General features: G+C 70.1%; 20 protein-coding genes. 14 read left to right on the forward strand and 6 right to left on the reverse strand.

The window, feature by feature from the left end; genetic code table 11:
• Positions 1 to 17: 17 nt before the first annotated feature.
• From JIG36_RS08220 to JIG36_RS08235, 4 genes are read left to right on the forward strand one after another with little or no spacing between them, the layout of a single operon-like run.
• Positions 18 to 3074, forward strand: coding sequence for a putative bifunctional diguanylate cyclase/phosphodiesterase (locus JIG36_RS08220; RefSeq protein WP_203375428.1), 3057 nt, complete (start codon positions 18 to 20; stop codon positions 3072 to 3074).
• A gap of 12 nt (positions 3075 to 3086) precedes the next feature.
• The gene (locus JIG36_RS08225) at positions 3087 to 4349 is read left to right on the forward strand and encodes an aminotransferase class I/II-fold pyridoxal phosphate-dependent enzyme (protein WP_203375429.1); all 1263 of its coding nucleotides are present in this window, start codon (positions 3087 to 3089) and stop codon (positions 4347 to 4349) included.
• A complete protein-coding gene (locus JIG36_RS08230; protein ID WP_203375430.1) occupies positions 4346 to 5767 on the forward strand; it encodes an MFS transporter in 1422 nt (473 codons plus the stop codon). Before JIG36_RS08225 ends, JIG36_RS08230 begins: the two co-directional genes overlap by 4 nt.
• Positions 5764 to 6150, forward strand: coding sequence for a YybH family protein (locus tag JIG36_RS08235; protein WP_203375431.1), 387 nt, complete (start codon positions 5764 to 5766; stop codon positions 6148 to 6150). Before JIG36_RS08230 ends, JIG36_RS08235 begins: the two co-directional genes overlap by 4 nt.
• A gap of 104 nt (positions 6151 to 6254) precedes the next feature.
• Here the strand turns inward: JIG36_RS08235 and JIG36_RS08240 are convergent, their stop codons facing one another.
• Positions 6255 to 7424, reverse strand: coding sequence for a macrolide family glycosyltransferase (locus JIG36_RS08240; RefSeq protein ID WP_203375432.1), 1170 nt, complete (start codon positions 7422 to 7424; stop codon positions 6255 to 6257).
• Between the two features lie 74 nt (positions 7425 to 7498).
• Between JIG36_RS08240 and JIG36_RS08245 the strand changes: the two genes are divergently transcribed.
• Together JIG36_RS08245 and JIG36_RS08250 are read left to right on the forward strand one after the other, a co-directional pair.
• Entirely contained in the window at positions 7499 to 8068 is a 570-nt protein-coding gene (locus tag JIG36_RS08245) for a TetR/AcrR family transcriptional regulator (protein WP_203375433.1), read from the forward strand.
• Positions 8069 to 8117: 49 nt separating this feature from the next.
• Positions 8118 to 8999, forward strand: coding sequence for a TIGR03560 family F420-dependent LLM class oxidoreductase (locus JIG36_RS08250; RefSeq protein WP_203375434.1), 882 nt, complete (start codon positions 8118 to 8120; stop codon positions 8997 to 8999).
• Positions 9000 to 9021: 22 nt separating this feature from the next.
• Here the strand turns inward: JIG36_RS08250 and JIG36_RS08255 are convergent, their stop codons facing one another.
• Positions 9022 to 9291, reverse strand: a complete 270-nt coding sequence (locus tag JIG36_RS08255) for a hypothetical protein (protein ID WP_203375435.1) — start codon at positions 9289 to 9291, stop codon at positions 9022 to 9024.
• A gap of 233 nt (positions 9292 to 9524) precedes the next feature.
• Between JIG36_RS08255 and JIG36_RS08260 the strand changes: the two genes are divergently transcribed.
• From JIG36_RS08260 to JIG36_RS08275, 4 genes are read left to right on the forward strand one after another with little or no spacing between them, the layout of a single operon-like run.
• Positions 9525 to 10808: an ABC transporter substrate-binding protein gene (locus JIG36_RS08260; protein WP_203375436.1), complete on the forward strand. Its 1284-nt coding sequence runs from the start codon at positions 9525 to 9527 to the stop codon at positions 10806 to 10808.
• The gene (locus JIG36_RS08265) at positions 10805 to 11770 is read left to right on the forward strand and encodes a carbohydrate ABC transporter permease (RefSeq protein ID WP_307872617.1); all 966 of its coding nucleotides are present in this window, start codon (positions 10805 to 10807) and stop codon (positions 11768 to 11770) included. The genes JIG36_RS08260 and JIG36_RS08265 overlap by 4 nt, the downstream gene beginning before the upstream one ends.
• Positions 11770 to 12603, forward strand: coding sequence for a carbohydrate ABC transporter permease (locus JIG36_RS08270; protein WP_203375437.1), 834 nt, complete (start codon positions 11770 to 11772; stop codon positions 12601 to 12603). The genes JIG36_RS08265 and JIG36_RS08270 overlap by 1 nt, the downstream gene beginning before the upstream one ends.
• Before the next feature lie 6 nt (positions 12604 to 12609).
• On the forward strand, positions 12610 to 13815 hold the full coding sequence (locus tag JIG36_RS08275; protein WP_203375438.1) for an ABC transporter ATP-binding protein: 1206 nt from the start codon (positions 12610 to 12612) through the stop codon (positions 13813 to 13815).
• 153 nt (positions 13816 to 13968) lie between these two features.
• On the opposite strand, the gene JIG36_RS08280 is transcribed toward JIG36_RS08275, so the two are convergent.
• Positions 13969 to 14718, reverse strand: a complete 750-nt coding sequence (locus JIG36_RS08280; protein ID WP_438870714.1) for a response regulator — start codon at positions 14716 to 14718, stop codon at positions 13969 to 13971.
• A 17-nt stretch (positions 14719 to 14735) separates the two neighbouring features.
• Positions 14736 to 16175, reverse strand: coding sequence for a sensor histidine kinase (locus JIG36_RS51655; RefSeq protein WP_236046157.1), 1440 nt, complete (start codon positions 16173 to 16175; stop codon positions 14736 to 14738).
• A gap of 109 nt (positions 16176 to 16284) precedes the next feature.
• Here JIG36_RS51655 and JIG36_RS08290 point away from each other — a divergent pair, with 109 nt between their 5' ends.
• Entirely contained in the window at positions 16285 to 17628 is a 1344-nt protein-coding gene (locus tag JIG36_RS08290) for an alpha/beta fold hydrolase (protein ID WP_203375439.1), read from the forward strand.
• A 187-nt stretch (positions 17629 to 17815) separates the two neighbouring features.
• On the opposite strand, the gene JIG36_RS08295 is transcribed toward JIG36_RS08290, so the two are convergent.
• Both JIG36_RS08295 and JIG36_RS08300 read right to left on the reverse strand, forming a co-directional pair.
• A complete protein-coding gene (locus JIG36_RS08295) occupies positions 17816 to 19621 on the reverse strand; it encodes an anthranilate synthase family protein (RefSeq protein ID WP_203375440.1) in 1806 nt (601 codons plus the stop codon).
• Between the two features lie 329 nt (positions 19622 to 19950).
• Positions 19951 to 20184, reverse strand: coding sequence for a hypothetical protein (locus tag JIG36_RS08300; protein WP_203375441.1), 234 nt, complete (start codon positions 20182 to 20184; stop codon positions 19951 to 19953).
• A 202-nt stretch (positions 20185 to 20386) separates the two neighbouring features.
• Here JIG36_RS08300 and JIG36_RS08305 point away from each other — a divergent pair, with 202 nt between their 5' ends.
• From JIG36_RS08305 to JIG36_RS08315, 3 genes are read left to right on the forward strand one after another with little or no spacing between them, the layout of a single operon-like run.
• On the forward strand, positions 20387 to 20761 hold the full coding sequence (locus JIG36_RS08305; RefSeq protein WP_203375442.1) for a response regulator transcription factor: 375 nt from the start codon (positions 20387 to 20389) through the stop codon (positions 20759 to 20761).
• 30 nt (positions 20762 to 20791) lie between these two features.
• The gene (locus JIG36_RS08310; protein ID WP_203375443.1) at positions 20792 to 22285 is read left to right on the forward strand and encodes an ATP-binding protein; all 1494 of its coding nucleotides are present in this window, start codon (positions 20792 to 20794) and stop codon (positions 22283 to 22285) included.
• A gap of 53 nt (positions 22286 to 22338) precedes the next feature.
• Positions 22339 to 23379, forward strand: coding sequence for a HEAT repeat domain-containing protein (locus JIG36_RS08315; RefSeq protein ID WP_203375444.1), 1041 nt, complete (start codon positions 22339 to 22341; stop codon positions 23377 to 23379).
• The last annotated feature ends 114 nt before the right edge of the window (positions 23380 to 23493 follow it).

Genomic DNA, 23493 nt, shown 5'->3' on the forward strand with positions numbered 1-23493 from the left:
ACTGATCGGAGCCAAGGATGTCGGCCAAGCGGATGCAGGCGGTCTTCGGCGCCTGGATCGTCGCCCTCACCGGCGTCTTCTATGCGCTGCCGCAGTACGCCATGTACACGTGGGCGACGATCGGTCTCTCGGCGGCCGGCATGGTGCTGGTCGGCATCCGGGTGCACCAGCCCTCGCGGCGGCTGCCCTGGGTGCTGCTGTCGGCCGTCGTCGCCAGCTTCACGCTCGGCGACACGACCTACAACATCCTGACCGACTTCCTGGGCATCGCGAACCCGTTCCCGTCGATGGCGGACCTGTTCTACCTGATCGTCTACCCGATGCTCGCGGGCGCGCTGCTGATCTTCATCCGGTCCCGTTCCGGCACCGACAACCGCGCCGCCCTGCTCGACGCCCTGGTGCCCACGGCCGGTCTGGGCCTGCTCTCCTGGGTCTTCCTGATCTCCCCGTACGTGCACGACACCGACCTGACGTTCATGGAGAAGATGGTCTCGGTCGGTTACCCCCTGGGTGACGTGCTGGCCCTGGCCATGTTCGCCCGGCTGCTGACCGCGGGCGGCCGCAAACCGGTCGCGCTGACCGTGCTGGTCGTCGGCGTCTCCAGCCTGCTGATCACCGACGTGATCTACGGCCTGCGGCAGCTCGCCGGCACCTGGCACGTGGGCGGTCCGGTCGACGCCGGTTGGGTGCTGTTCTACACCGCCATCGCGATGTCGGCCCTGCACCCGTCGATGCGCGAGCTGACCCTGCGCGAGCGGGTGCCGCAGAGCATCGCCGGCGGCCGCCGCCTGGCCCTGATGTCGATCGCCGCGCTCATCGCCCCGGCCGTCCTCTACATCGAGGACCTGGGCGGCGAGGTCAAGGACGCGCCGATGATAGCGACCGCGTCGGGCGTGATGTTCCTGCTCGTGATGGCCCGCGTGGCCGGCCTCATGCAGACGCAGCGCGAGACCGCGGCCCGGGAGCGCACCCTGCGCCTGACCGGCGCCGACCTGGTCGCCGCCAGCAGCGTCGTGCAGGCCGGCAGCGCCCTGCGGCAGGCCGTCGCCGAGATCATGCCCTCCGACGACTACCGCTTCTTCATGCGTGGCGTCGACGGCGACCCGGGCACCCCGACCGGTGTGATGTCGACCGGTCTGGTCTGGGTGGCCGACCTGCCGGCCGCGGTCCGGGCCGAGCTGGGCGACTACGAGTGGGCGCTGCGCGCCGAGTCGATCGCCGCCGGCCGCACCGCCGACGGCCCGTCCCGCCGGCACCAGGTCTTCCTGGCCGGACCGGACGAGGTCCTGACGTCGATCGAGCCCTCCTTCGAGGCGCTGATGGCCCAGGGCACCATGGCCGTCGAGCGCATCAACCTCACCGACGAGGTCAACCGGCGCAGCAGCGAGGACTACTTCCGCGCGCTGATCCAGAGCGCCTCCGACGTCATCCTGATCATCGGCGACGACGAGACGATCCGGTACGCCAGCCCGTCCGCGCTGCCCGTCTTCGGGCGCACCGACCTGCTCGGCCTGCCGCTGTCCGGCCTGATCGCCGGCACCGACCACACCGAGCTGCAGCACCTGCTCGACCAGGTGCGCGACGGCCGCGGCCCCCGCGACGGCGTCGACCTGACCGCGATCTCGGGTGAGGACCTGCTCCTGCAGGTCGAGGTCACCTGCCGCGACCTGCGCGACGACCCGGCGGTCGACGGCATCGTGGTCACCGTCCGCGACGTCACCGAGCGGCGCCGTCTCGAGAACGACCTGGCCCACCAGGCGTTCCACGACGCGCTGACCGGTCTGGCCAACCGGGCCCTGTTCCAGAACCGGCTCGAGCACGCGGCGACCTACGCCGCCGAGCGCCGGCACGAGGTAGCCGTCCTCTTCGTCGACCTCGACGACTTCAAAGAGGTGAACGACTCCCTCGGCCACGCCGCCGGCGACCAGCTGCTGACCACCGTCGGCCACCGCATCACCGAGGCCGTCGGCCCGCTGAACACCGTCGCCCGCACCGGTGGGGACGAGTTCGCCGTGCTGATCGACCACGTCAGCGGCGACGGCGAGGCCGAGCGGGTGGCGGAGCTGATCGTGGCCGTGCTCAGCCGGCCGATCGAGGTCACCGACGCCACCGGCGCCAGCCACCTGGTCAACGGCGCCGCCAGCGTCGGCCTGGCCACCAGCGCCGAGGCGGCCGGGATCAGCGAGCTGCTGCGCCGCGCCGACGTGGCCATGTACGGCGCCAAGACCGAAGGCAAGAACACCTGGCAGCGGTACCAGGACACGATGCACGAGGCGATGCTGCGCCGGCTCGAGATGCGCTCCGCGCTCAACGAGGCGGTGGCCGGCGACCAGATGCGGCTGCGGTTCCAGCCCATCGTCGACCTGCCGACCGGCGAGGTGGCCGGCCTGGAGGCCCTGGTGCGCTGGCAGCACCCGGCGCGCGGCCTGCTCGGACCCAACGAGTTCATCGAGCTCTCCGAGGAGAACGGCTCGGTCGTCGCGATCGGCGGCTGGGTGCTGCGCGAGGCGCTGCGCACCTTCGCCGAGTGGCGGCAGACCGAGGCCGGCAGCCACATGCGCTACGTCAGCGTCAACGTCTCGGCGCGGCAGTTCCGCACGCCCGGGTTCGTCGACGAGGTCCGTACGGTCATCGCCGAGACCGGCACCCGCCCGGAGTGGCTGCTGCTGGAGGTCACCGAGAGCCTGGTGCTGCACGACGCCGACCAGGTCTGGCGTGACCTGGGCGAGCTACGCGCCATGGGCGTCCGGATCGCCATCGACGACTTCGGCACCGGCTACTCGTCGCTCAGCTACCTGAGCCAGATGCCGGTGGACGTCCTGAAGATCGACAAGTCGTTCATCGACGACATCCTCGACAGCCGGCAGCAGATGGCGCTCGTCGAGACCATCGTCAACCTGGCCCGCACGCTCGACCTGGCCGTCGTGGCCGAAGGCATCGAGCTCGACGGGCACCGGGCCGCCCTCAAAGCCATGGGCTGCTCCTACGGACAGGGCTACCTGTTCAGCAAGCCGATCACCTCCGACGAGTTCCAGGAATACCTGCACTCCCGCCACTCCGCGCTCTCCCTCTGAAAGGAACCATGCATGAACCACGCTCCCACCCCTGGTGACGGTCTCGAGTTCGTCAAGCGCGACGGACGCTGGGCCGACCTGGAGCGCCTGCGCAGCGGCAACCCGATGTACGACGCCACGATCGAGGAGGTCAAGGGCCGTCGCATCCGCGTGGGCGACCACTGGCTGGCCGACTTCGCCTCCTGCAACTACCTCGGCTTCGACCTGGAGCCCGAGATCATGGACGCGATCGCCCCCGAGGTCGCCCGCTGGGGCACCCACCCGAGCTGGTCCCGTCTGCTCGGCAACCCGGCCATCTACCCGCAGATCGAGGAGAAGCTGACCGCGCTGCTCGACGCCCCCGACACGCTGGTCTTCCCGACCATCACCCACATCCACATGTCGGTGCTGCCGATCCTGGCCGGCAAGGGCATGGTCTTCCTCGACTCGCAGGCCCACAAGACGATCTACGACGGTTCCATGTACGCCCGGGGGCTCGGCGCCACCGTGCAGCGGTTCCGCGCCAACGACCACGAGCACCTGCGCGAGCTGCTGAAGGCGGCCCCGGCCGGCGTCTCGAAGATCGTGGCGATGGACGGCGTCAACAGCATGACCGGCAACGCCCCCGACCTGAAGGCGTTCGCCGCCGTGGCCCGCGAGTACGGCGCGCTGCTCTACGTCGACGACGCCCACGGTTTCGGCGTCATCGGTGAGCGGGCGGCCAACGAGAAGAGCCCGTACGGCCTCAAGGGCAACGCGATCGTCAAGTACTCAGGCGAGACGTACGACAACGTCGTGCTCGTCGGCGGCTTCTCCAAGTCGTACTCGTCGCTGCTGGCCTTCCTGGCCCTGCCGACCTGGCTCAAGAACCACCTCAAGGTCTCGGCGCCGCCGTACCTGTACTCGGGCCCGGCCCCCACCGCGTCGCTCGCGACCGTCATGGCCGGCCTCGACCTCAACGAGAAGCGCGGCGACGACATCCGGGCCGACCTCTACCGCAAGACCATGAAGGTGCTCGACCACGTCCGCGGCCTGGGCGTGTTCACCCCGAACACCGGCACCACGCCGGTGATCGAGCTGCCGCTGGCCGAGGGCGAGGACATCGACGCCGTCGGCAAGCTGCTCTGGGACCGCGGCATCTACGTGACGCTCGCCGCCTACCCGCTGGTGCCCCGCGACCAGGTCGGCTTCCGGGCCCAGGTCACCGCGGCCAACAGCGACGCCGAGCTCGACGAGCTGAACGCCGTGATCACCGAGCTCCACGCAGCCGGCAAGCTGCGCCGCGTCGAGCAGTGATCTTCCGCGGTCCACTGGCGCCGCTCCGGCATCGCCAGTTCCGGCTCCTGTGGACCGGGATGAGCGCCTCGCTCGTGGGCGACGGGGTCCTCCTCGTCGCCCTGGCGTGGCAGGTCTACGACCTGTTCGGGACGCCCGCCGCCATGTCCGCGGTGGGCGTCGCCCTCTCCCTGCCGCAGGTGGCGACGTTGCTGTTCGGCGGCGTCATCAGCGACCGGCTCGACCCGCGCAAGGTCATGCTGTTCAGCGACCTGATCCGGCTCGCGGTGATGGCCGTCCTGGCCATGCTGAGCCTGACCGGGCAGCTGACGTCGCTGTGGCAGATCCTGGCACTGACCGCCGTCTACGGCGCCGCGGCCGGTTTCTTCGGGCCGGCGTTCGACGCGACGGTTCCCAAGCTGGTGCCGGCCGGGGACCTTGTCGCGGCCAACTCGCTCGACCAGTTCGTCCGGCCGGCCGGGGCGCAGATCTTCGGCCCGATGCTGGCCGGCGTGGTCATCGCGATCGGCGGCTCCGGCTGGGCGTTCGCGGTGGACGCGCTGACGTTCGCGCTCTCGGTCGGCTGTCTGCTGCTGATGCGGCAGCTTCCCCTGGGCGCCGACGGCGACGACGACGAGCCGGCCGAGTCGATCTGGCAGGAGATGCGCTCGGGCATCCGGTTCGTGCGCAGCCAGGTGTGGCTGTGGGGCACGTTCCTGTCGGCCACCTTCACCTATCTGCTGTTCGTCGGGCCGACCGAAGTGCTTCTTCCGTACGTGGTCAAGCACGAGCTCGGCCTGAGCGCGTCGGCGTTGAGCCTGATCCTCACCTCGGGCGGCATCGGCGCGATCGCGGCCGCCGTCACGGTCGGCTGGATCGGCATCCCCCGCCGGTTCATGTCCTACACGTACGCGGTCTGGGCCGTCGCCACCCTGGCGGTGGCCGGCTATGGCGCGGCGTCGGCGACGTGGCAGCTCGCCGCGGCCTGCGTGCTGGTCAACGGTCTGGAAGCGGCCGGGACGGTGGCGTGGGCGACGACCAAGCAGCGGTTCGTCCCCGAACACATGCTGGGCCGGGTGTCCAGCGTCGACTGGTTCGTCTCGACGGCGCTGCTGCCGCTGTCGTACGCCCTGGCGGCGCCGGTCGCCCACTGGATCGGCGTGCGGCCGACCCTGATCGGGGCCGGCCTGCTGGGCGCGGTGGTGACGATCGGGTTCCTGTTCCTGCCCGGCATGCGCCGTCTGGAGGAGAACGCGATGTACGAGCCGCGGCACATGTCGTCCGACGAGCCGGATGCGGCGCCGGCCCCTTATGAGCCGCGGCACCTGGTCTACATCGAGCACCCCGTCGCCGCGGCTGCTCCGACTTCTCCGGCTGCTCCGGTTGCTCCGGCTGCTTCGGCTGCTCCGGCTGACGAACGAGAGGCGGTGCCGGTATGACGACTGGACCGGCCCAGGCCGTACGGGACCTGAGCGAGGCCTTCGCGGCGCGCGACCTGAACGCGGCGCTGGCCTGTTTCGCCCCCGGCGACGACATCGGCTACACCGGCTCGGAACTCACCGAGTCGGCCACCGGCCGCGCCGCCCTGACCGCCCTGCTCGGCGAGGTCTTCCTGCGCCCCGAGGCGTACGCGTGGCAGACCCGCTACGTCACGGTCCACGAGCACGGCGACCGGGCGTACGTCTTCGCCGAAGCTCTCGGTTCCGCCCGCCCCGACGGCGGCGCCGAGGAGAACTTCCCCTACCGGGTGTCGGGCCTGGTGGAGCAGGTGGAGGGCCGCTGGCTCTGGCGTCACTGCCAGGGCAGCGAACCTTCCACCTGAGACCCGGCACCCCGGGGGCGGGGACGGGGGAACCGGGCGGCGAGGGCAACCTCGCCGCCCGGTCGCGGGCCTTCGCCGCCCGCTTTCGTGTCCTCGCCGGCGGGTCAGAGCATCTTCTCGATCAGGTCGGCCGCGCGGGCGGCGCCACCCTCGGTGCGGACCTGCTGCCGGAGCTCGGCGCAGCGGGCGGCCACGGCCGGGTCGGAGGTCAGCGTCAGCAGGTGGTCGCGCAGCTCGGCGGCGGTCACCGTCTCGAGGTCGATCCGGTGGCCTACGCCGAGGGCGGTCAGCTGGTCGGCGTTCTGGAACTGGTCGGCCGCCTGCGGGGCGGTGATCATCGGGAGGCCGCAGTACAGGCCCTCGCTGCTGCCGCCCATGCCGGCGTGGGTCAGGAACGCGTCGGACTGTTCCAGCACCGCCAGCTGCGGCACCCACGGGTGCACCTCGACCGAGTCGGGCACCTCGCCCAGCTCGGCCTCCTCGACGCGGTCGCCGATCTGCAGCACGGTGTGCCAGCCGGGGAGCGAGCCGAACGCCTCGACGCACCGACGGTAGAAACCGGCGTGGTTGGTGAACGCCGAACCCAGCGACACCAGCAGCACCTTCTCGGCGCCGGCCGGGCGCTGCCACGTGCCCTGTTCGCTGCGATCGCCGAAGACGGGGCCGACGAAGTCGAAGACGGCCGGATCGACCCGGTCGGCGTTCGGCTGCAGGGCCCGGGGGATGAGCACGAGGGCCCGGGCGGGACGGCCCTGGAAGGAGAGGCTGTCCCGGGTGGACGAGTTCTCCGAGGTCAGCCACGCGGCGAACCGGGTGTAGTAGCCGGCGCCGCGCGGGTCGGCCCGCATGGCGTCGATCATGGGGGCCATCTCCTGTTCGTAGCCGTCCCAGGCGACGTACGTGGGGGAGAGCTGCACGGCGGGGATGCCCCACTGCTCGCCCAGCAGCCGGGCCGGGGCGCCGGCGATGTCGTAGAGGAACAGGTCGGGACGGTCACCGCCGTACGCCTCCCGCAGTTGCGGCAGCATCGCGACCGCGTCGTCGAGGAAGAGCGTGAGCTGGTCGATCGTGTCGCCGTCCCACTCGTCGTCGTTCGTGGGCAACCTCGATGCGTACGGGACGAGCTCGGCTCCCGTGCTTGTGACGATCTCGGCGAAGCGCGCGTCGTTGGCGTGGGTGACGCGGTGGCCGCGGGCGACGAGCGTACGGATGATCTCGGCGCTGGGGTTGACGTGACCGTGGAACGGGATGCTGACCATCGCGATGTGAGCCATGAGCGAGACGCTACGTCTCGTCTCGCTCGAAGTCAAGACGATACGTCTCGTCTCGCATGACGTAGGATGCTGTCGTGCCCGATGCCACCCGCCGCAGCGAACAGTCCCGCCGCGCCATCCTCGACGCGGCGCTGACCCTGCTCGCCGAGACCGACTACGCCAAGATGACGATCGAGGCGATCGCCGCCCGGGCCGGCGTCGGCAAGCAGACGATCTATCGCTGGTGGCGGCGCAAGGGCGAGGTGATCCTGGAGGCGCTGACCGGCCAGGCGACGCCCGTGGTGCTGCCCGACAGCGGTGACCTCGAAGCCGATCTGCGCGAGGTCGTGCGGGCGACGGTGGCCGAGTTCGGCGATCCCCGGCTGTCCGCGACCACCCGGGCGCTGACCGTCGAGATGCTCTCCGACGACGACCTCGCCGGTCAGGTGCGCGACCGGCTGCTGCGGCCCCAGCTCGACGCCGTCCGGGACCGGCTGGCCGTGGCCCGGGAGCAGGGGCAGATCCGTACGGACGCCGACCTCGGCCTGGTCGTCGAGCTGATCTTCGGGCCGATCTTCCACCGCTGGCTGCTGAGCAACGGGCCGCTGACCCCGGCCTACGCGGACGGGCTGGTCGACCACGTGCTGGCGGCCGTCCGTCCCTAGCGGGCGCGCTCGCTGGCGGGGGTCCGGGCCGGACTGGCAGGGTGATCTCATGCGACTTTCGATCTGGCCCGGCGCCGGGCAGAGCTATGCGGGCGTGCTCGAACTGGCCCGGCACGCCGAGGCGACCGGCTGGGACGGCGTCTGGTTCGCCGACCACTTCATGCCCAACGTGGAGCCGGGTGAGGACGACACCTGGCCGGTGCTCGAGTGCGGCTCGGTGGTGGCGGCGCTGGCCGCGGTCGTGCCCCGGGTGCGGATCGGCACGCTCGTCTACGGCATCACCTATCGGCACCCGGCCGTGCTGGCCAACATGGCCGCCACCGTCGACCGGATCAGCGACGGCCGCTTCGTGCTCGGCGTGGGCGCCGGATGGCAGATCAACGAGCACCGGCAGTACGGGATCGACCTGGGCCCGGTCAAGGTGCGGATCGACCGCTTCGAGGAGTCGCTGCGGGTTCTCCAGGGGCTGCTGCGCACGCCCCGCACGACGGTGCACGGCGACCACTACCGGGTGACCGACGCGGTCAACGAGCCGAAGCCGGTGCAGCAGCCGCTCCCGCTGATGATCGGCGCCAAGGGCGAGAAGCGGATGCTGCGGATCGTCGCCGAACACGCCGACGAGTGGAACTGCTGGGGCCGGCCGGACCGGATCGCCCACAAGTCGGGCGTGCTCGACCAGCACTGCGCCGAGGTCGGACGGGACCCGAAGGCCATCCGGCGCACCGCTCAGGCGCTGGTCGTCGTGGACGGGCCGCTGCCCGAGGGGAACACGCCGGTCATCGGCGGGTCACCGGCCCAGCTGGCCGACGACATCGCCGCGTACGCGGAAATCGGTCTGGATGAACTGATCATCCCGGACGGCGAGCTGGGGGAGGGCGCCGACCGCCTCAAGGCGATGGACGTGATCCGGTCGATCGTCAGTGACCTGTGACTCTCGATGTTCCGCTGACTCGTCAGTGTTCCGCGACGATCGCTTCGGCTACCCGGCGCATCTGAACCGGGTCGGGCGTGAACCCGTCGGCGATATCGTGGTGCAGGCCGGCCTTGGTCCGCTCGACGAGTTGCGCGGCCACCTCGTCGACGCTCTCCCCGGCGTACGAGTGCCGGATCTTCTCGGTGGCGGCCTGCAGGGCTGAGGTGAGCTGATCCTCGAGCGGTCCGCGGAGCTTCTGCTCGACCACGTTGAGCGAGCGGGGATCCAGCGTGACCTGCGGCTCGGCCATGTATTCCTCCGGTGTAGATCGGCGTGACGCAGGTACCCACCGGCGTCACGCCGTTAAACGCGTGATTACCGGACGGGTGACTCCCGGCCCGGGCCGGGAAGCTGTTGATCCACTTGCCCCGACCGGGCTGCACGATGCATTTCGGGTTTGTGTCGTGACGGTGTGGGGCAGGACAACCACTGGCCGTCAAGTGATCGTGATCACTTGGCGTTTTCCGGCCGGATGGAGGGTCAATGGCGATCAACGACCGACATCCGCAACGGCGCACCCTGCGTTTCCGGGTCTTCGCGGCGGGGGCCGCGACCGCCCTGATGGCACCGATGGCCGCCTGCGGATCCGACGACGGGGGAGTGCCCGTCCTCAACTTCTACAACTCACCCGTCGAGAACATGCAGAGCGTCGTCGACCGCTGCAACCAGGAGGCGGCCGGCAAGTACAAGATCTCGTACCAGGTGCTGCCGCGGCAGGCCGACGACCAGCGGGTGCAGATGGTCCGGCGGCTCGCCGCCAAGGACGACAGCATGGACATCCTCGGCATGGACGTGACCTGGACCCAGGAGTTCGCCAGCGCGAACTGGATCCGGGAGATCACCGGGGACCTCAAGTCCGAGGTCGAGAGCGAGACGCTGGAACCGGCGGTGGCCTCGGCCCAGTACAACGACAAGCTGTACGCGGCGCCGAACAACACCAACGTGCAGCTGCTCTGGTACCGCAAGGATCTGGTGCCCACCCCGCCCAAGACCTGGGACGAAATGATCAAGATGTCCCAGCAGCTCAAGGGCGAGGGCAAGCCCTACCAGGTGATGACCATGGGAGCCCAGTACGAGGGCCTGGTCGTGCTCTACAACAGCCTGGTCGCCAGCGCCGGCGGCAACGTGGTCGACCCCGAGGGCAAGAAGGCCGTGATGGACGCGGGCGCGGTGAAGGGGCTGGAGACCCTGAAGACGTTCGCGACCGCGGGCGTGACCAGCCCGTCGTTCTCCAACGCGGTCGAGGACGACGTGCGGCGGGCGTTCCAGTCCGGTGGCGGCGCGTTCCAGCTCAACTGGCCGTTCGTCTGGGCGTCGATGGTGCAGGAGGCGCCCGACCTGGCCAAGAACGTCGGCTGGGCCCGCTACCCGGCGATCGACGCCAACACGCCCAGCAAGACCACCATCGGCGGGTCGGAACAGGCCGTCAGTGCGTACAGCAAGCACCCGGACCTGGCCTTCGAGGCGATCCAGTGCCTGCGCGGGCCGGAAAGCCAGCTGTATCTGGCGGTGAACTCCGGTCAGGCTCCGTCGATCGAGTCGGTCTACAACGACCCCTCGATGAACGAGGCCTACCCGATGAAGGACGTGCTGCTCGAGGAGCTGAAGACGTCGGCGCCGCGACCGCGGACCCCGGCCTATCAGAACCTGTCGACCGTGGTGTCGGCCGAACTGTCGCCGCCCGCGTCGATCCAGCCGCAACAGACGGCGGACTCGCTCCGCAAGTCGATCCAGGACGCCATCGACTCCAAGGGGGTGCTGCCGTGAGCGTCGCTTCCCGGTCGTCCGTCGAAAATCAGCCGCAGATTCCGCAGCAGCGTGATCGCCGTTCCCGGCCCGCGCTCAGCGAGGGCAAGAAGCAGGAGCGCAAGCTCGGCTGGCTGCTCTGCGCGCCCGCGGCGATCGTCATGGTGGCGGTGACGGCCTACCCGATCATCTACTCGATCTGGCTGTCGCTGCAGCGCTACGACCTCAAGTTCCCGGAGAACCGCGAGTTCATCGGCCTGGCCAACTACGCCACGGTGCTGTCCAACAACTACTGGTGGACGGCGTTCGGCGTCACCATGCTGATCACGGTCATCTCGGTCGCGGTCGAGCTGGTGCTCGGCATGGGGCTTGCGCTGATCATGCACCGGACCATCATCGGGCGCGGGCTGGTGCGGACCAGCGCGCTCATCCCGTACGGGATCGTGACCGTCGTCGCCGCCTTCAGCTGGCGCTACGCGTGGACGCCGGGCACGGGTTATCTGGCCAATCTGTTCTCACCGGAAGGGGCGCCTCTCACCGAACGGGCCAGCGCCCTCGCGATCATCATCTTCGCCGAGATCTGGAAGACCACGCCGTTCATGGCCCTGCTGCTGATGGCCGGTCTCGCGCTGGTGCCGGACGACCTGCTCAAGGCGGCGTCGATGGACGGCGCCTCCTGGTGGCAGCGGTTCACCAAGGTGATGCTGCCGGTGATGAAGCCGGCCATCCTGGTCGCGCTGCTGTTCCGCACGCTCGACGCGTTCCGGATCTTCGACAACATCTATGTGCTCTCGGCCGGAGCCAACGAGACGTCGTCGGTCTCGATGATCGCCTACAACAACCTGATGAAGGGGCTCAACCTCGGCATCGGCTCGACGATGTCGGTGCTCATCTTCCTCACCGTGGCGATCATCGCGTTCATCTTCGTGAAGCTCTTCGGCACGGCGGCACCCGGTAGCGACGACGTCGATGGGAGACGCTGATGGCTGTCGAGACCACCTCGGCCAAGGTCAAATGGGGTCTGCTGGACGCGGTCGTCGTCGTGTTCGCGCTGATCCCCGTGCTGTGGATCGTCTCGTTGTCGTTCAAGACGACCGCGACGCTCACCGACGGCAACTTCATCCCCCGCGAATGGACGTGGGACAACTACAAGCTGATCTTCCAGACCGACCAGTTCGTCCGGGCCCTGGGCAACTCGATCGGCATCGCGCTGATCTCCACCGTGATCGCCGTGGTCCTCGGGACCATGGCCGCGTACGCGATCAGCCGGCTCGACTTTCCCGGCAAGAAGGCGCTCGTCGGCGTCTCCCTGCTGATCGCGATGTTCCCGCAGGTGTCGCTGGTGTCGCCGCTGTTCAACATCGAGCGCAACCTGGGGATCTTCGACACCTGGCTCGGCCTGATCCTGCCCTACATCACGTTCGCCCTGCCGCTCGCGATCTACACCTTGTCGGCGTTCTTCAAGCAGATCCCGTGGGACTTGGAGAAGGCCGCCAAGATGGACGGCGCGACCCAGGGTGAGGCGTTCCGCAAGGTGATCGCGCCGCTGGCCGCGCCGGGCGTGTTCACGACGGCGATCCTGGTGTTCATCTTCTGCTGGAACGACTTCCTGTTCGCCATCTCGCTGACCTCGACCGAGCAGTCCCGCACGGTCCCGGTGGCGTTGTCGTTCTTCACCGGTGCCTCGCAGTTCGAGGACCCCACCGGCGCGATCTCCGCGGCCGCCGTGGTGATCACGATTCCGATCATTCTCTTCGTGCTGTTCTTCCAGAGGCGCATCGTTGCGGGCCTCACGTCCGGCGCCGTGAAGGGTTAGGTAGCGATGGCAGACATTGTTCTCGACAAGGTGACCAAGAAGTATCCGGACGGGACGACGGCCGTGCACGAGGTCGACCTGGAGATCGCCGACGGCGAGTTCATCATCCTGGTCGGGCCGTCCGGCTGCGGTAAGTCGACGACGCTGAACATGATCGCGGGGCTCGAGGACATCTCCTCCGGCGAGCTGCGCATCGGCGGCGAACGGGTCAACGACAAGGCGCCCAAGGACCGGGACATCGCGATGGTGTTCCAGTCGTACGCGCTCTATCCCAACATGACCGTGGGGGAGAACATGGCGTTCCCCCTCAAGCTGGCGAAGCTGCCGAAAGATCAGATCGACAAGAAAGTGGCCGAGGCCGCGAAGGTCCTGGAGCTGACCGAATATCTGAACCGGAAGCCCGCGAACCTGTCGGGCGGCCAACGCCAGCGGGTGGCGATGGGCCGGGCGATCGTACGGTCCCCGAAGGCGTTCCTGATGGACGAGCCGTTGTCGAACCTGGACGCCAAGCTGCGCGTCCAGATGCGGACGCAGGTGTCGCGCCTGCAGAAGCAGCTGAACACGACCACGGTGTACGTGACCCACGACCAGACCGAGGCCATGACCCTGGGCGACCGGGTGGTGGTGATGCGGGGCGGTTACATCCAGCAGGTCGGCGACCCGCAGACCCTGTACGACAATCCCGTGAACCTGTTCGTGGCCGGGTTCATCGGTTCGCCGTCGATGAACTTCGTGGCCGCCACGGTCGAGGAGTCCCGCCTGCGCACGCCCCTGGGCGACCTCCCGCTGGGCGACCGCATGCGCCGCAACCTGGGCGACGCCGATTCGCCGCGCCAGCTGATCCTCGGAATCCGGCCCGAGCACTTCGAGGACGCATCCCTGATCGAGGAACACCAGCGTGCTCGCGGTTTCGAGTTCACGGCTCCGGTCGATCTGGTCGAGTCCATGGGTTCCGACAAGTACGTCTACCTGACGGTGGAAGGCGAACACGCGGCCGCCGCCGACCTGGAGGACCTGGCCGCCGACGCCGGGGGAGCCGACCTGCCCCCACAGGACAGCCTGGTGACCCGTCTGTCAGCCGAGTCCCGCGTACGCGGCGGCGGCGAAGCGAAGGTCTGGCTCAACCTTGACAAGATCCACCTGTTCGACCCTCGCGACGGCCGAAACATCACCCTGCATGAGGGCACGGCGGCCGGCGTCGCAGCCTCCTGACCCACCCTGAATAAGGAGCGCCCGGCCGTCGTGCCGGGCGCTCTTTGCTGCCGCCCGCACTGTTTCGCCTTGCTGCCGTCCGCACGGTTTCGCCTTGCGCGCACCCGTCTCCGCTCGCGCCGGCCGGCCTTCCTTGGTTGAGCCCGTCGCCTTTCAGATGAGGCCGGCTTCGTGGATCAGGACGGCGGCCTGAGCGCGGTTGTTCATGCACAGCTTGGCCAGCACACGGGACACGTGACCCTTCACGGTCGAGACCCCCATGCCCAGCGCGGCGCCGATCTCCGCGTTGGACCACCCCCGGCCCAGCCCGATCGCCACTTCACGTTCGCGGTCGGTGAGCCGCTTCAACTGCTTTGCCGCCTCCTTCCGCCGCGACCCCGCAGCCGTGGCGACAACCAGATCGACGAGCGGCCGCAGCACCTTCGGCGAGAACACACACTCACCTCGAGCCGCCGCCCGCACACCTTCCCGCAGTTGTTCCGGCGGCGTGTCCTTGACGAGAAACCCGCAGGCCCCGTTCCGGATCGTCTCCACCACATACTCATCCGCGTCGAACGTCGTCAGCACCAGAACCTCGGGCGCGTTCGGTAGCGCCCGGACGCGCCGCGTCGCCTCGACCCCGTCCACCCGCGGCATCCGGATGTCCATCAGCATCACATCAGGCCAGTGCTTCTGGGCCGCGGTGACCGCCTCGCCCCCGTCGGCCGCCTCACCGACCACCTCGATGCCGCTGTTGCCCCCGAACAGCAACCGCAGGGCAGTCCGCACCATGGCATCGTCATCAACGATCACCAGCCGCACCGGCCGCGCCGCCGCCCCTTCCGCGGTTGCCCCTTCCGCCGCCGCTATCCCTTTCGCGGCTGCCCCTTCGGTCGGCGCCCCCTTCGCGGCAGCTCCGGGCAAGGCGCCGCTTGACGTGTCTACTCCGGACAAGGCGCCTCCTGACACGGCAACCAGGCCTCCAACCGGAACCGATCTCCCTCGGCGCCGTACTCCACCCGCCCCCCGGCCAGGGCCACCCGCTCGCCCACCCCGATGAGACCGCTGCCGGACCCCGGCACGTGCTCGCGGCTCCCGTTCCCGGAGTGCCCGCCCATCGAGTTGGTCACCAGGATCCGCAGATCGCGCCCCCCGCCGCCCTCGAGTAACACGGCGACGTCACCGCCCGGCGCATGTTTCCGCGCGTTGGTCAACGCCTCCTGCACCACCCGATACGCCGTACGCTCCAACTCCTGCGACGGCACCGGCCGCGGCACCACCCAAGCGAAGTCGATGTTCATCCCCGACGTGCGGGCCTCGGTCAGCAGATCGGGCAGATCGGAGAACCGCGGCTGCGGCGGCTCGGCCCGAACCCCACCGCCCTCGCCGTCCGGCCCGCTCAGCCGCAGGTATTCGGCAACCTTCGCCCGGACCTCGCTCATGTCGCCGCCGGCCCCACGTCCGTCGTCGACCTGCTGGGCGCCGGCGTCGCCGGTGTCGCTCCCCTCGTCGGGGCCGCCGCGCGTGCCGGGGGCGCTGCGCGTGCCGGGGGCGCTGCCATTGCCGGGGTCGCTCCCACCGCCGTACGGGGAAAGGTCTTGAACGTCGGCGCTGCTGCGCAGGACACCGATCACGGCTCGCAACTCCTCCAAGGCCTCGTGGGAGCTGACACGGATGCTGCGGGCGGCCGTCGCGATCTCTTCCGGCTCGGCGTCGGTGCGCACCTCGAGGGCGCCCGCGTGCAGGCTCACCAACGACATCCGGTGGGCCAGCACGTCGTGCATCTCGCGGGCGATGCGGGCCCGCTCGGTGAGCCGGGCCTGTTCCATGCGCAGCTCGGCCTGGGCCTGGGCGGTCGCCGCCTCACCGCGTAGCGACGTTGTCAGGTGCCGGTAGGCCTTGAGGAACAGCCCCCACCCCACCGCGGCCAGCCCGGTGACCGAGCGCATGAGCAGGTCGACCCAGAGGTCGAACGGCGGCTCGTGCTGAAGCAGGAAATAGAGGGCGCCCGTGCCGACGTGGAGGACGACAAGCATCAGAACCAGCGGCGCGCGGCGGCGGATCGCGACCGTGAACAGGGCGACCAGGATCGCGCCGGTCGCCATCACCGAGATCGCGCCGACGGGGAGCAGGATCAGGCACAGCGCGAGCGGCCGGCTCCGGCGCACCACAAGGGACAACGCGCAGACGATGCCGATGGCCACGTCGGCCTGCCACGGGATGGCCGCGTGGGCGGAGGTCGCGTCGCCGAGCGGCACCATGACCGCGCCGTAGGTCAGAGCACAGAGGACGGCGATGAGATCGGCCGTCCGGTCGCGCACGGCCGCACGCCGGCTGCCCGGCGGACCGGGAACCAGCAAGGCGAACAGAAGCGACGACATGGGCGCAGCTTACGAGGCTCGGAGTCGGTTGAGGACCTACCAAAGTACTGGGTCGACCCCCGACCGATGGCGGCTGTGCTTTCAGCGGCAGGCCGCGATCCTCTGCGGCATGACATTTCTTCCAGCGCTTCTCTGGGTCCTGCCGGCCGCCGTGTGGGGAGCTGTCGCGGGCTGGTGGACGCCGCGCGGCCCGCTCACCATCACCCAGGCCCTCTGCTCGGTGGCGGTCAGTGTCGCGATCGGGTGGTCGGCCGGTCGGTTCGGCCGTTCCCGCCTCGTGTGGCTGGTCGTGCCGCTCTCTTTCCTTATAACTCTCGAGCTGGCCCGTTCCGGGGTGCCCGGCCCCTCGACCGGGCCTCCCCACGGCAGCCCGTTCGGGGTGATCGCCCTCGTCGCCGGTCGGGGCCTGCAGCTGGCGCTGACGTTGCTGCCACTCCTGCTGGCCCTGGCGGCCGGGCGCGGCATCAGACGGCGGGTCCTCTTCACGATCCCGGCCGCCGCTCTGCTGCTCTTCACGGCGGCGGTGGCCGTCCCGGCCCGCACCGCCGGCATTCCGAGCGGGGTCGCTGAGCTGACGCGTGTCGGCCGGTTGGGCGTCATGATCCGCGGTGCGCACGCCGACGCGCCGGTGCTGCTGTTCGTCCCAGGGGCGCCCGGTGGCTCCGAGCTCGGCAACGTCCGCACCCATCTGGGCGCGGTCGAGCAGCGGTTCGTGATGGCGACGCTCGACCGGCGGGGCGGCGGATCCTCCTATCCCGCGCTCGACCCGGCCTCCCGCGTCACCGTCGATCGGATGGTCGACGACATCATCGAGGTCACCGACTATCTGCGTCAGCGCTTCGGACAAGACAAGATCTACCTGTACGGGCATTCGGGCGGCTCGGTTCTGTCGGTGCTCGCGGTGCAGCGCCATCCGGAGAAGTTCCGCGCCTACATCGGCTCCGGCCAGGGCGTCGATCTGCTGGCGAGCGACCGCATCTTCTACGACGACATCCTCGCCTGGGCCCGGTCGAACGGCCGCGACGAGGTCGTCCGGCAGATGACCGCGCTCGGCCCACCGCCATATCCCGGCGTCTGGGGCTACGAGCCGATCATGACGTACGAGGGGGAGGTGTACGACCAGCGGCCGCTGGAGTTCGGGCTGGGCGTCCGGGAGTTCACGCTGCTCCAGAAGATCCACGTGCTGAACGCCGTCCTCGACACGTGGGACGTGCTCTACCCGCGCATGCAGGACATCGACCTGCGCCGCGACGCACCGAGCCTGGAGGTGCCGGCCTGGTTCGTCATGGGCGGCAACGAGATGCGCGGGCTCCGGGTGCTCTTCGAGGATTGGTACGCCCAGTTGCGGGCGCCGCGGAAGAAACTCGTCATCGTGCCGGGCGCGGGGCACCCGGTGCAGTTCGAGCAGCCGGACCGTTTCGTCGAGGTGCTGGACGATGTGCTCGCCGGATGAAGAGGGTCAGTGGCCCAACTGGATGGTGTGCCCGCCGGATGAAGAGGGCCAGTGGACCCACTGGATGATGTGCTCGCCGGATGTATGGGGCCGGTGGCCGAGCTGCCTTATGTGTTCGCCGGATGTATGGGGCCGGTGGCCCAAGCGGAGGCTCTCGATCCCCTTGAACCACCGGCAACCCTCTTCGCTACCCGTTCGTGGCCGGGCTAACCACTCCGGAGAGGACTTCTGGAAGAAGTTCGGCGAGCACGGCCAAGCCGTCGCGGCTCAGCACCGACTCCGGGTGGAACTGGATCCCGGCGAATCCGGGCCCGCGCAGGGCGTGCACGGCCGAGTCGTGCGGGTCCCGGGCGATCTCCACGACGCCGTACGGGGTGGTTGCGGCCGCCTCGGGAGCGAGCGCGGTGAAGCTCGAATAGAAGCCCACTCGTCGCGTGGTGCCGAAGAGGTCAACCTCGCGGGCCAGGCCCTGATAGGGCGAGTCTCGCCGGTGCAGCCGCAGGCCGAGCAGCGAGGAGAGGATCTGATGGCCCAGGCATACGGCGAACAGCGGCTTCCGGTCGTCGAGCCGGGCCTTGATCAGCCCGCGCATCGTCGCCATCTTGGGGCCGGCGAGGTCGCCCGGGTCACCCGGTCCGGGGCCCACGATCGTGATGTCGGCCTCGGGCACGGCGGCGTCCCAGGGGACGACCGTGACCGCCAGGCCCAGCGCCTTGAGCTGGTGGGCGAGCATCGCCGTGAAGGTGTCCTCGCCGTCGACGATCACGGCCGAGCGCCCGGCCAGCTCGGGCACGACGAGCGCGTCCGGCGCCCGCGAGTCGAGCCAGAAGCGGGCCAGGTCGTCGTTGCGGGCGGCCAGGGCGGCGCGCACCTCGGGCGACTCGGCTTCCGCGCGTACGGGCCGGGGCCGGGAGTCGACCGCACCGAGCGCCGCCAGAATGCCGGCCGCCTTGGTGTGCGTCTCGGCAACCTCGCCGGCCGCGGTCGAGTGTCTTACGAGCGTCGCCCCGACCGGCACGCGCAGGGCGCCCTCGGGCGAGATCTCCGCCGTGCGGATCAGGATGGGCGCGTCCAGCGTCTGCCGGCCCTGGTCGTCGTGGTCGAGCAGGGCCAGCACCCCGGCGTAGTAGCCGCGGCCTCGGCGCTCGTGCCGGGCGATCACGCGGCAGGCGTTCTCGATCGGGCTGCCGGTGACCGTGGGCGCGAACATGGTCTCGCGCAGCACGTCGCGCACGTCGAGCGAGCCGCGGCCGGCGAGCAGATACTCGGTGTGGGTCAGGTGGGTCATCTGCTTCAGATAGGGCCCGGCGACCTGACCGCCGTGCTCGGCCACGGTCGCCATCATCTTGAGCTCCTCGTCGAGCACCATGTAGAGCTCCTCGATCTCCTTCGGGTCGCGGAGGAAGTCGAGCAGGCGGCCGGAGCCGTTGCGGAAGGTGCCGCTGATCGGGTTCATCATCGTGATGCCGTCGGCGACGCTGACGTGCCGTTCCGGGGTGGCGCCGACCAGGACGCGGGTGCCCGTGTGCACGAGGAACGTCCAGTAGGTGCCGCGCTCGGCGGCGAGCAACCGGCCGAAGGCGGCCCGGGCCGCGGCGACGGGGTCTCCGTCGACCCGGGCGTTGAAGACGCGATGGATCACGAAGTTGGCGCCCTCGCCGTGGCCGATCTCGTCGCGCAGCACCTCCTCGACGATCGCTCCGTACTCGTCGTCGGAGAGGTCGAACCCGCCGTCGCTGATGCTCAGCGGGCCGGGCGGGAAGGCGTCCAGCGGTTCCGTGTGGGAGGAGCGCACGACGAGGCATTCGAGTGGGGCGCCGTCGTCGACGCAGTCGAAGCCGCGTTCGGTGATCTGGCGGTACGGGATGACCGCGAGTGTGGGGCGGCCGCGGTGCAGCGGGATGTCGTCGAGCGTGGCGACGGTGACGACGTCACCGCTCAGCACCTCGACGTGGTCGGCGCCGTCGCGGTGGAGCAGGGCGAAAGGTCGCATGGTGGTCCTTTTCCGGGTCTCGGCGGCGCCGACCGAGGCCCGGCCACGCAAAACGGCCGCCTCGGGGAGGCGGCCGCGTGGTGGGTTACGCGCGGAGAGAGTGGCCGCCGGTCAGGCGGGCCACCAGTTCATTCGCGCGTGCAGCATGGGCCAGAGCCTACGGCCCGCGACGAACCGCACACCAGCCCCGTCCCATTTTTCCCGCAAAGGGGGTCCGTGAGCAGGAGCCGGACACGCGCGAGGCGAGGCTCGGACCGCAGCGTCGCGGCGCTACTGGCGTGGCGGCGGTGGCCCGGCGCGGGCTGTGGGGTGCGCCGGGCCGGAGCCGGTCAGGCGGCGAAGGCGGAGCGGACGGCGCTTCGGGCCCAGCGCATGCGGCCGGTGGCGCAGTCGGGGTGTTCGCCGAACTCCTGGGCCACCAGCTCGGCGCAGCGGGCCTCGCCGAGGCGGTGGACCGTGGCGGTCACCGCCTCGCGGATCAGCTCGGGTGTCGGGCGCTGGGAACGCTGCACGTGGGAGACGAACAGGGCTTCGGACCTGACGTCCTCGAGGACGATGCTCATCGGAACCTCCTGCCGGGCGGAGCAAGTGGGGTCTGCAACCAGAACACCCGAGCGCGGATGCATGTCCGCTGCACGCGCGTTGCGCATTGGTTGCATAGGGCGCGGGGGCACCGGCATTCCCGGAGCGGCCTCACAACCCGGACTAACCGGATATGGTCCCGATAAGTAGCGAAAGCTGCGCAACCAACCGAGGGGGATTGCCGTGACGACGGTTTTGGTCGCCGACGACGACGCAGACATCCGCGATTTGGTGGCGTTCAAGCTGGAGCAGGCGGGCTTCGAGGTGATCGCTGTCGAGGACGGGCAGACCGCAGTCGAGCAGGCGCGTAGCCGCCAGCCGACGCTGGCCGTGCTCGACGTGTCCATGCCGGGGCTGTCCGGTATCGACGTGTGCCGGATGCTGCGGTCGGAGCCGGCGACGGCCGGGATTCTGATCATCATGCTGACCGCCCGCGTGCAGGAACAGGACGTCGAGGGCGGGTTCAGCGCGGGGGCCGACGACTACGTGACCAAGCCCTTCAGCCCGCGCGAACTTGTCTCCCGCATCCAGGCCCTGCTGAGCCGGGCCCGGGCGTGAGGCCCGAGCGGGCGGGCGCGCGTCGGGACGATGCGACGTGACGGGACCGTCGGGAGGCTGCTGAGCCGGGCCTTCGCGGTTCTGGTCGCGCTCATCGTCGGATCCGGGCTGGCCGAGCTGGCCGCTGTGCTGGTGCAGCACCGGGCCGTGCAGCAGCTGACCGGCGAGGTGCAACCGCTGCAGCTGGCCAACGCCGAACTGCGCGCGGTGCTCACCGACGCCCAGCGGGGCCTGCGCGGATACCTGCTCACCGGCGACGAGCAGATGCTGGACACCTACTACGTGGCGCGCAGCGACTTCACGGTCGCGGGCGACGAGCTGCGCCGGCTCAGCGACCGCGACCATCTCGCCTCGGCCGACGACCAGATCGCGAAGGCGAACCTCTGGTGGGCCGTCGCCGAGCGGCAGCGCCTCGAACCGCCGCGCAGCAACGCCGCGATCCAGTACGCCGAGCAGGGCAAACCGCTGTTCCAGAACTTCATCACGGCCAACGAGGACCTCCGCTTCGTCCTCGCGGCCCGCGCCGACAACCTTCGCAACCAGGCCACCGCGCTGCAGGCCGCGGCGATCGCGGTCGTGTCCGTGCTGACCGTCGCGGCCGCGGTGGCCGCCGTGGTGACGGCCGTGCGCACGAGCCGCCGCATCACCCGCCCCCTCGGTGCGGTGGTCGAGACGCTTGACCACGTACGGGATGGGAAGTTGGATGCCCGGGCCGACGTCACCAGTGGGCCGGCCGAGATCCGGGCGGTCGCCGAGGCCGTCAACGCGGCCGCCGAGCAGAGCGAGCACATTCGCCGGCACGAGGAGCAGGTCAGCGCCCGCCTCCAGGCGCTGGACACCGTCAAGACCGACTTCATGTCGACCGTGTCGCACGAGCTGCGCACGCCGCTGACCAGCATCTCCGGCTATCTCGAGCTGATGCGCGACAGCGAGCCGGGCGAGTTGAGCGACGCGCAACGGCGGATGGTCGAGGTGATCTCGCGCAACACCAAGCGGCTGCGCGACCTGATCGAGGACATCCTCACGCTCTCGCGCATCGAATCGGGCACCTACACCAGCGACCGCACCCCGCTCGACCTGGCCAAACTCGTCGACAAAGCGGTGGTCGCGATCGGCCCGGTCGCGGCCAAGGGGTCGGTCGGCCTGCATCTGGACATTCGAGGCCCCTTGCCCGTACGGGGGGATGGCGCGCAATTGGACCGGGTACTCGACAACCTGCTCTCCAACGCGGTCAAGTTCACGCCGGCCGAGGGCACGGTGACGGTCCACGTCGAGCGGCGCGCCGACCGGGCGGTGCTGAAGGTGGCCGACACCGGGATGGGCATTCCCTCCGACGAGCAGCAGGCGCTGTTCGTGCGGTTCTTCCGGGCCACCAACGCGATCAAGCAGGCGGTTCCCGGCACGGGGCTGGGGCTGGCCATCGTCCGCACGATCATCGACAACCACAGCGGCACCATCACGGTCGAGTCCACCGAGAACGTCGGCACCACGGTCACGGTGAGCCTGCCCGCCGAGACAGCCTGATCCGGTCGGGCAAAACGGATATATTCCTCGTATTGCGGGCGGGGAGGTGAGCCGTGTTCGAGCTGTTCAGCGTCACCATGGTGGCTCTGCTCGTGGTGGTGGCGGGGACCGCGGCGGGCATCGTGGTGGTTCGCATCTGGCGCCGGGTCCGGAACAACCGGCTGGCCGCGTTGGCCGCGGGGCCGCGCCGGGCGCTTCTCGCGTTCGTGGCCGACAACGGTGAAGAGGGCTCCGAAGACCTGATCGCCATCCCGGACGACGCCTGGCGGGCGTCCCTCCCGGCCGCGCTGGGGCTGCTGGGCAAGCTGCGCGGAGACGCGCACGCCGCGCTCGTGTCGGTGTTCCTGCACCGGGGCGCCGCACGGGCCGCGCTGGCCGACCTGCACGCGCGCAGTGGGGTGCGGCGGGCGCGGGCGGCTCAGCTGCTCGGCGACCTCGAGCTGCGGGAAGCCGTACCGGATCTCTGTGGTCTTCTCACCGACCGCGACCACGAGGTCAGGGTGGTCGCGGTGCGGGCGCTCGGGCGGATCGGTGACGCCAAGGCCGCGTGGCGGCTGATCGCCAGCCTCGACCAGCACGATCCGGTTCCGTCGCTGCTGGCGACCCACGCGCTGGTGCAGATGGGCCGGGACGCCGAGGTTGTGCTGTCGGCCGCGCTCGACCATCCGCAGGCACGGGTGCGGGCGGTCTGCCTGGACGCGCTCGGCCTCATCGGGGCGACGGGCGCGGTCGGCCGCATGGCGCGTGTTCTCGCCGAGGACGACATTCTTGACGTACGGGTCGCAGCCGCGGCCAACCTGGGCCGGCTCGGCGCCCGTGGGGCCCTGAAACCCCTGGTGGACGCGCTCGACCCGCCCGCCCCCGACCTGCTGCGGGCGGCTTCGGCCCGGGCGCTGGGCGACCTCGGGGCCCCGGCCGCGGTTCCGGCCCTGGCCGCCCACCTCGACGACGGCGAGTTCCAGATCGCGCACGAGGCCGCCCAGAGCCTGCGTCGCCTGGGTGGCCCGGGCCTGGTCGAGCTCCGCAGCCGCGACAACGACCACTGCCGCGAGGCCCTGGCCCTGGCGGAACCCGAACTGGTGGGCGCCGCTTGATGGCCGACGACGCGGGCGGCGACCTTTTGATGGGTGACGATGCGTTGGTAGGCGGCGACCGGCTGGTGGGCGGCGACGCATCGCGCCTCGGCGGGCGGAACGACGTGGGAATGG

The organism is Paractinoplanes ovalisporus, from assembly GCF_016834655.1.
GTDB lineage: Bacteria > Actinomycetota > Actinomycetes > Mycobacteriales > Micromonosporaceae > Actinoplanes > Actinoplanes ovalisporus.

Bases quoted from the DNA above. Each gene is read 5' to 3' on its own strand.
- JIG36_RS51655 (WP_236046157.1), bottom strand. From the start codon at position 16,175: ATGTCGTCGCTTCTGTTCGCCTTGCTGGTTCCCGGTCCGCCGGGCAGC.
- JIG36_RS08295 (WP_203375440.1), bottom strand. From the start codon at position 19,621: ATGCGACCTTTCGCCCTGCTCCACCGCGACGGCGCCGACCACGTCGAG.
- JIG36_RS08235 (WP_203375431.1), top strand. From the start codon at position 5,764: ATGACGACTGGACCGGCCCAGGCCGTACGGGACCTGAGCGAGGCCTTC.
- JIG36_RS08310 (WP_203375443.1), top strand. From the start codon at position 20,792: ATGCGACGTGACGGGACCGTCGGGAGGCTGCTGAGCCGGGCCTTCGCG.
- JIG36_RS08260 (WP_203375436.1), top strand. From the start codon at position 9,525: ATGGCGATCAACGACCGACATCCGCAACGGCGCACCCTGCGTTTCCGG.
- JIG36_RS08240 (WP_203375432.1), bottom strand. From the start codon at position 7,424: ATGGCTCACATCGCGATGGTCAGCATCCCGTTCCACGGTCACGTCAAC.
- JIG36_RS08255 (WP_203375435.1), bottom strand. From the start codon at position 9,291: ATGGCCGAGCCGCAGGTCACGCTGGATCCCCGCTCGCTCAACGTGGTC.
- JIG36_RS08300 (WP_203375441.1), bottom strand. From the start codon at position 20,184: ATGAGCATCGTCCTCGAGGACGTCAGGTCCGAAGCCCTGTTCGTCTCC.
- JIG36_RS08225 (WP_203375429.1), top strand. From the start codon at position 3,087: ATGAACCACGCTCCCACCCCTGGTGACGGTCTCGAGTTCGTCAAGCGC.
- JIG36_RS08290 (WP_203375439.1), top strand. From the start codon at position 16,285: ATGACATTTCTTCCAGCGCTTCTCTGGGTCCTGCCGGCCGCCGTGTGG.
- JIG36_RS08275 (WP_203375438.1), top strand. From the start codon at position 12,610: ATGGCAGACATTGTTCTCGACAAGGTGACCAAGAAGTATCCGGACGGG.
- JIG36_RS08250 (WP_203375434.1), top strand. From the start codon at position 8,118: ATGCGACTTTCGATCTGGCCCGGCGCCGGGCAGAGCTATGCGGGCGTG.
- JIG36_RS08220 (WP_203375428.1), top strand. From the start codon at position 18: ATGTCGGCCAAGCGGATGCAGGCGGTCTTCGGCGCCTGGATCGTCGCC.
- JIG36_RS08270 (WP_203375437.1), top strand. From the start codon at position 11,770: ATGGCTGTCGAGACCACCTCGGCCAAGGTCAAATGGGGTCTGCTGGAC.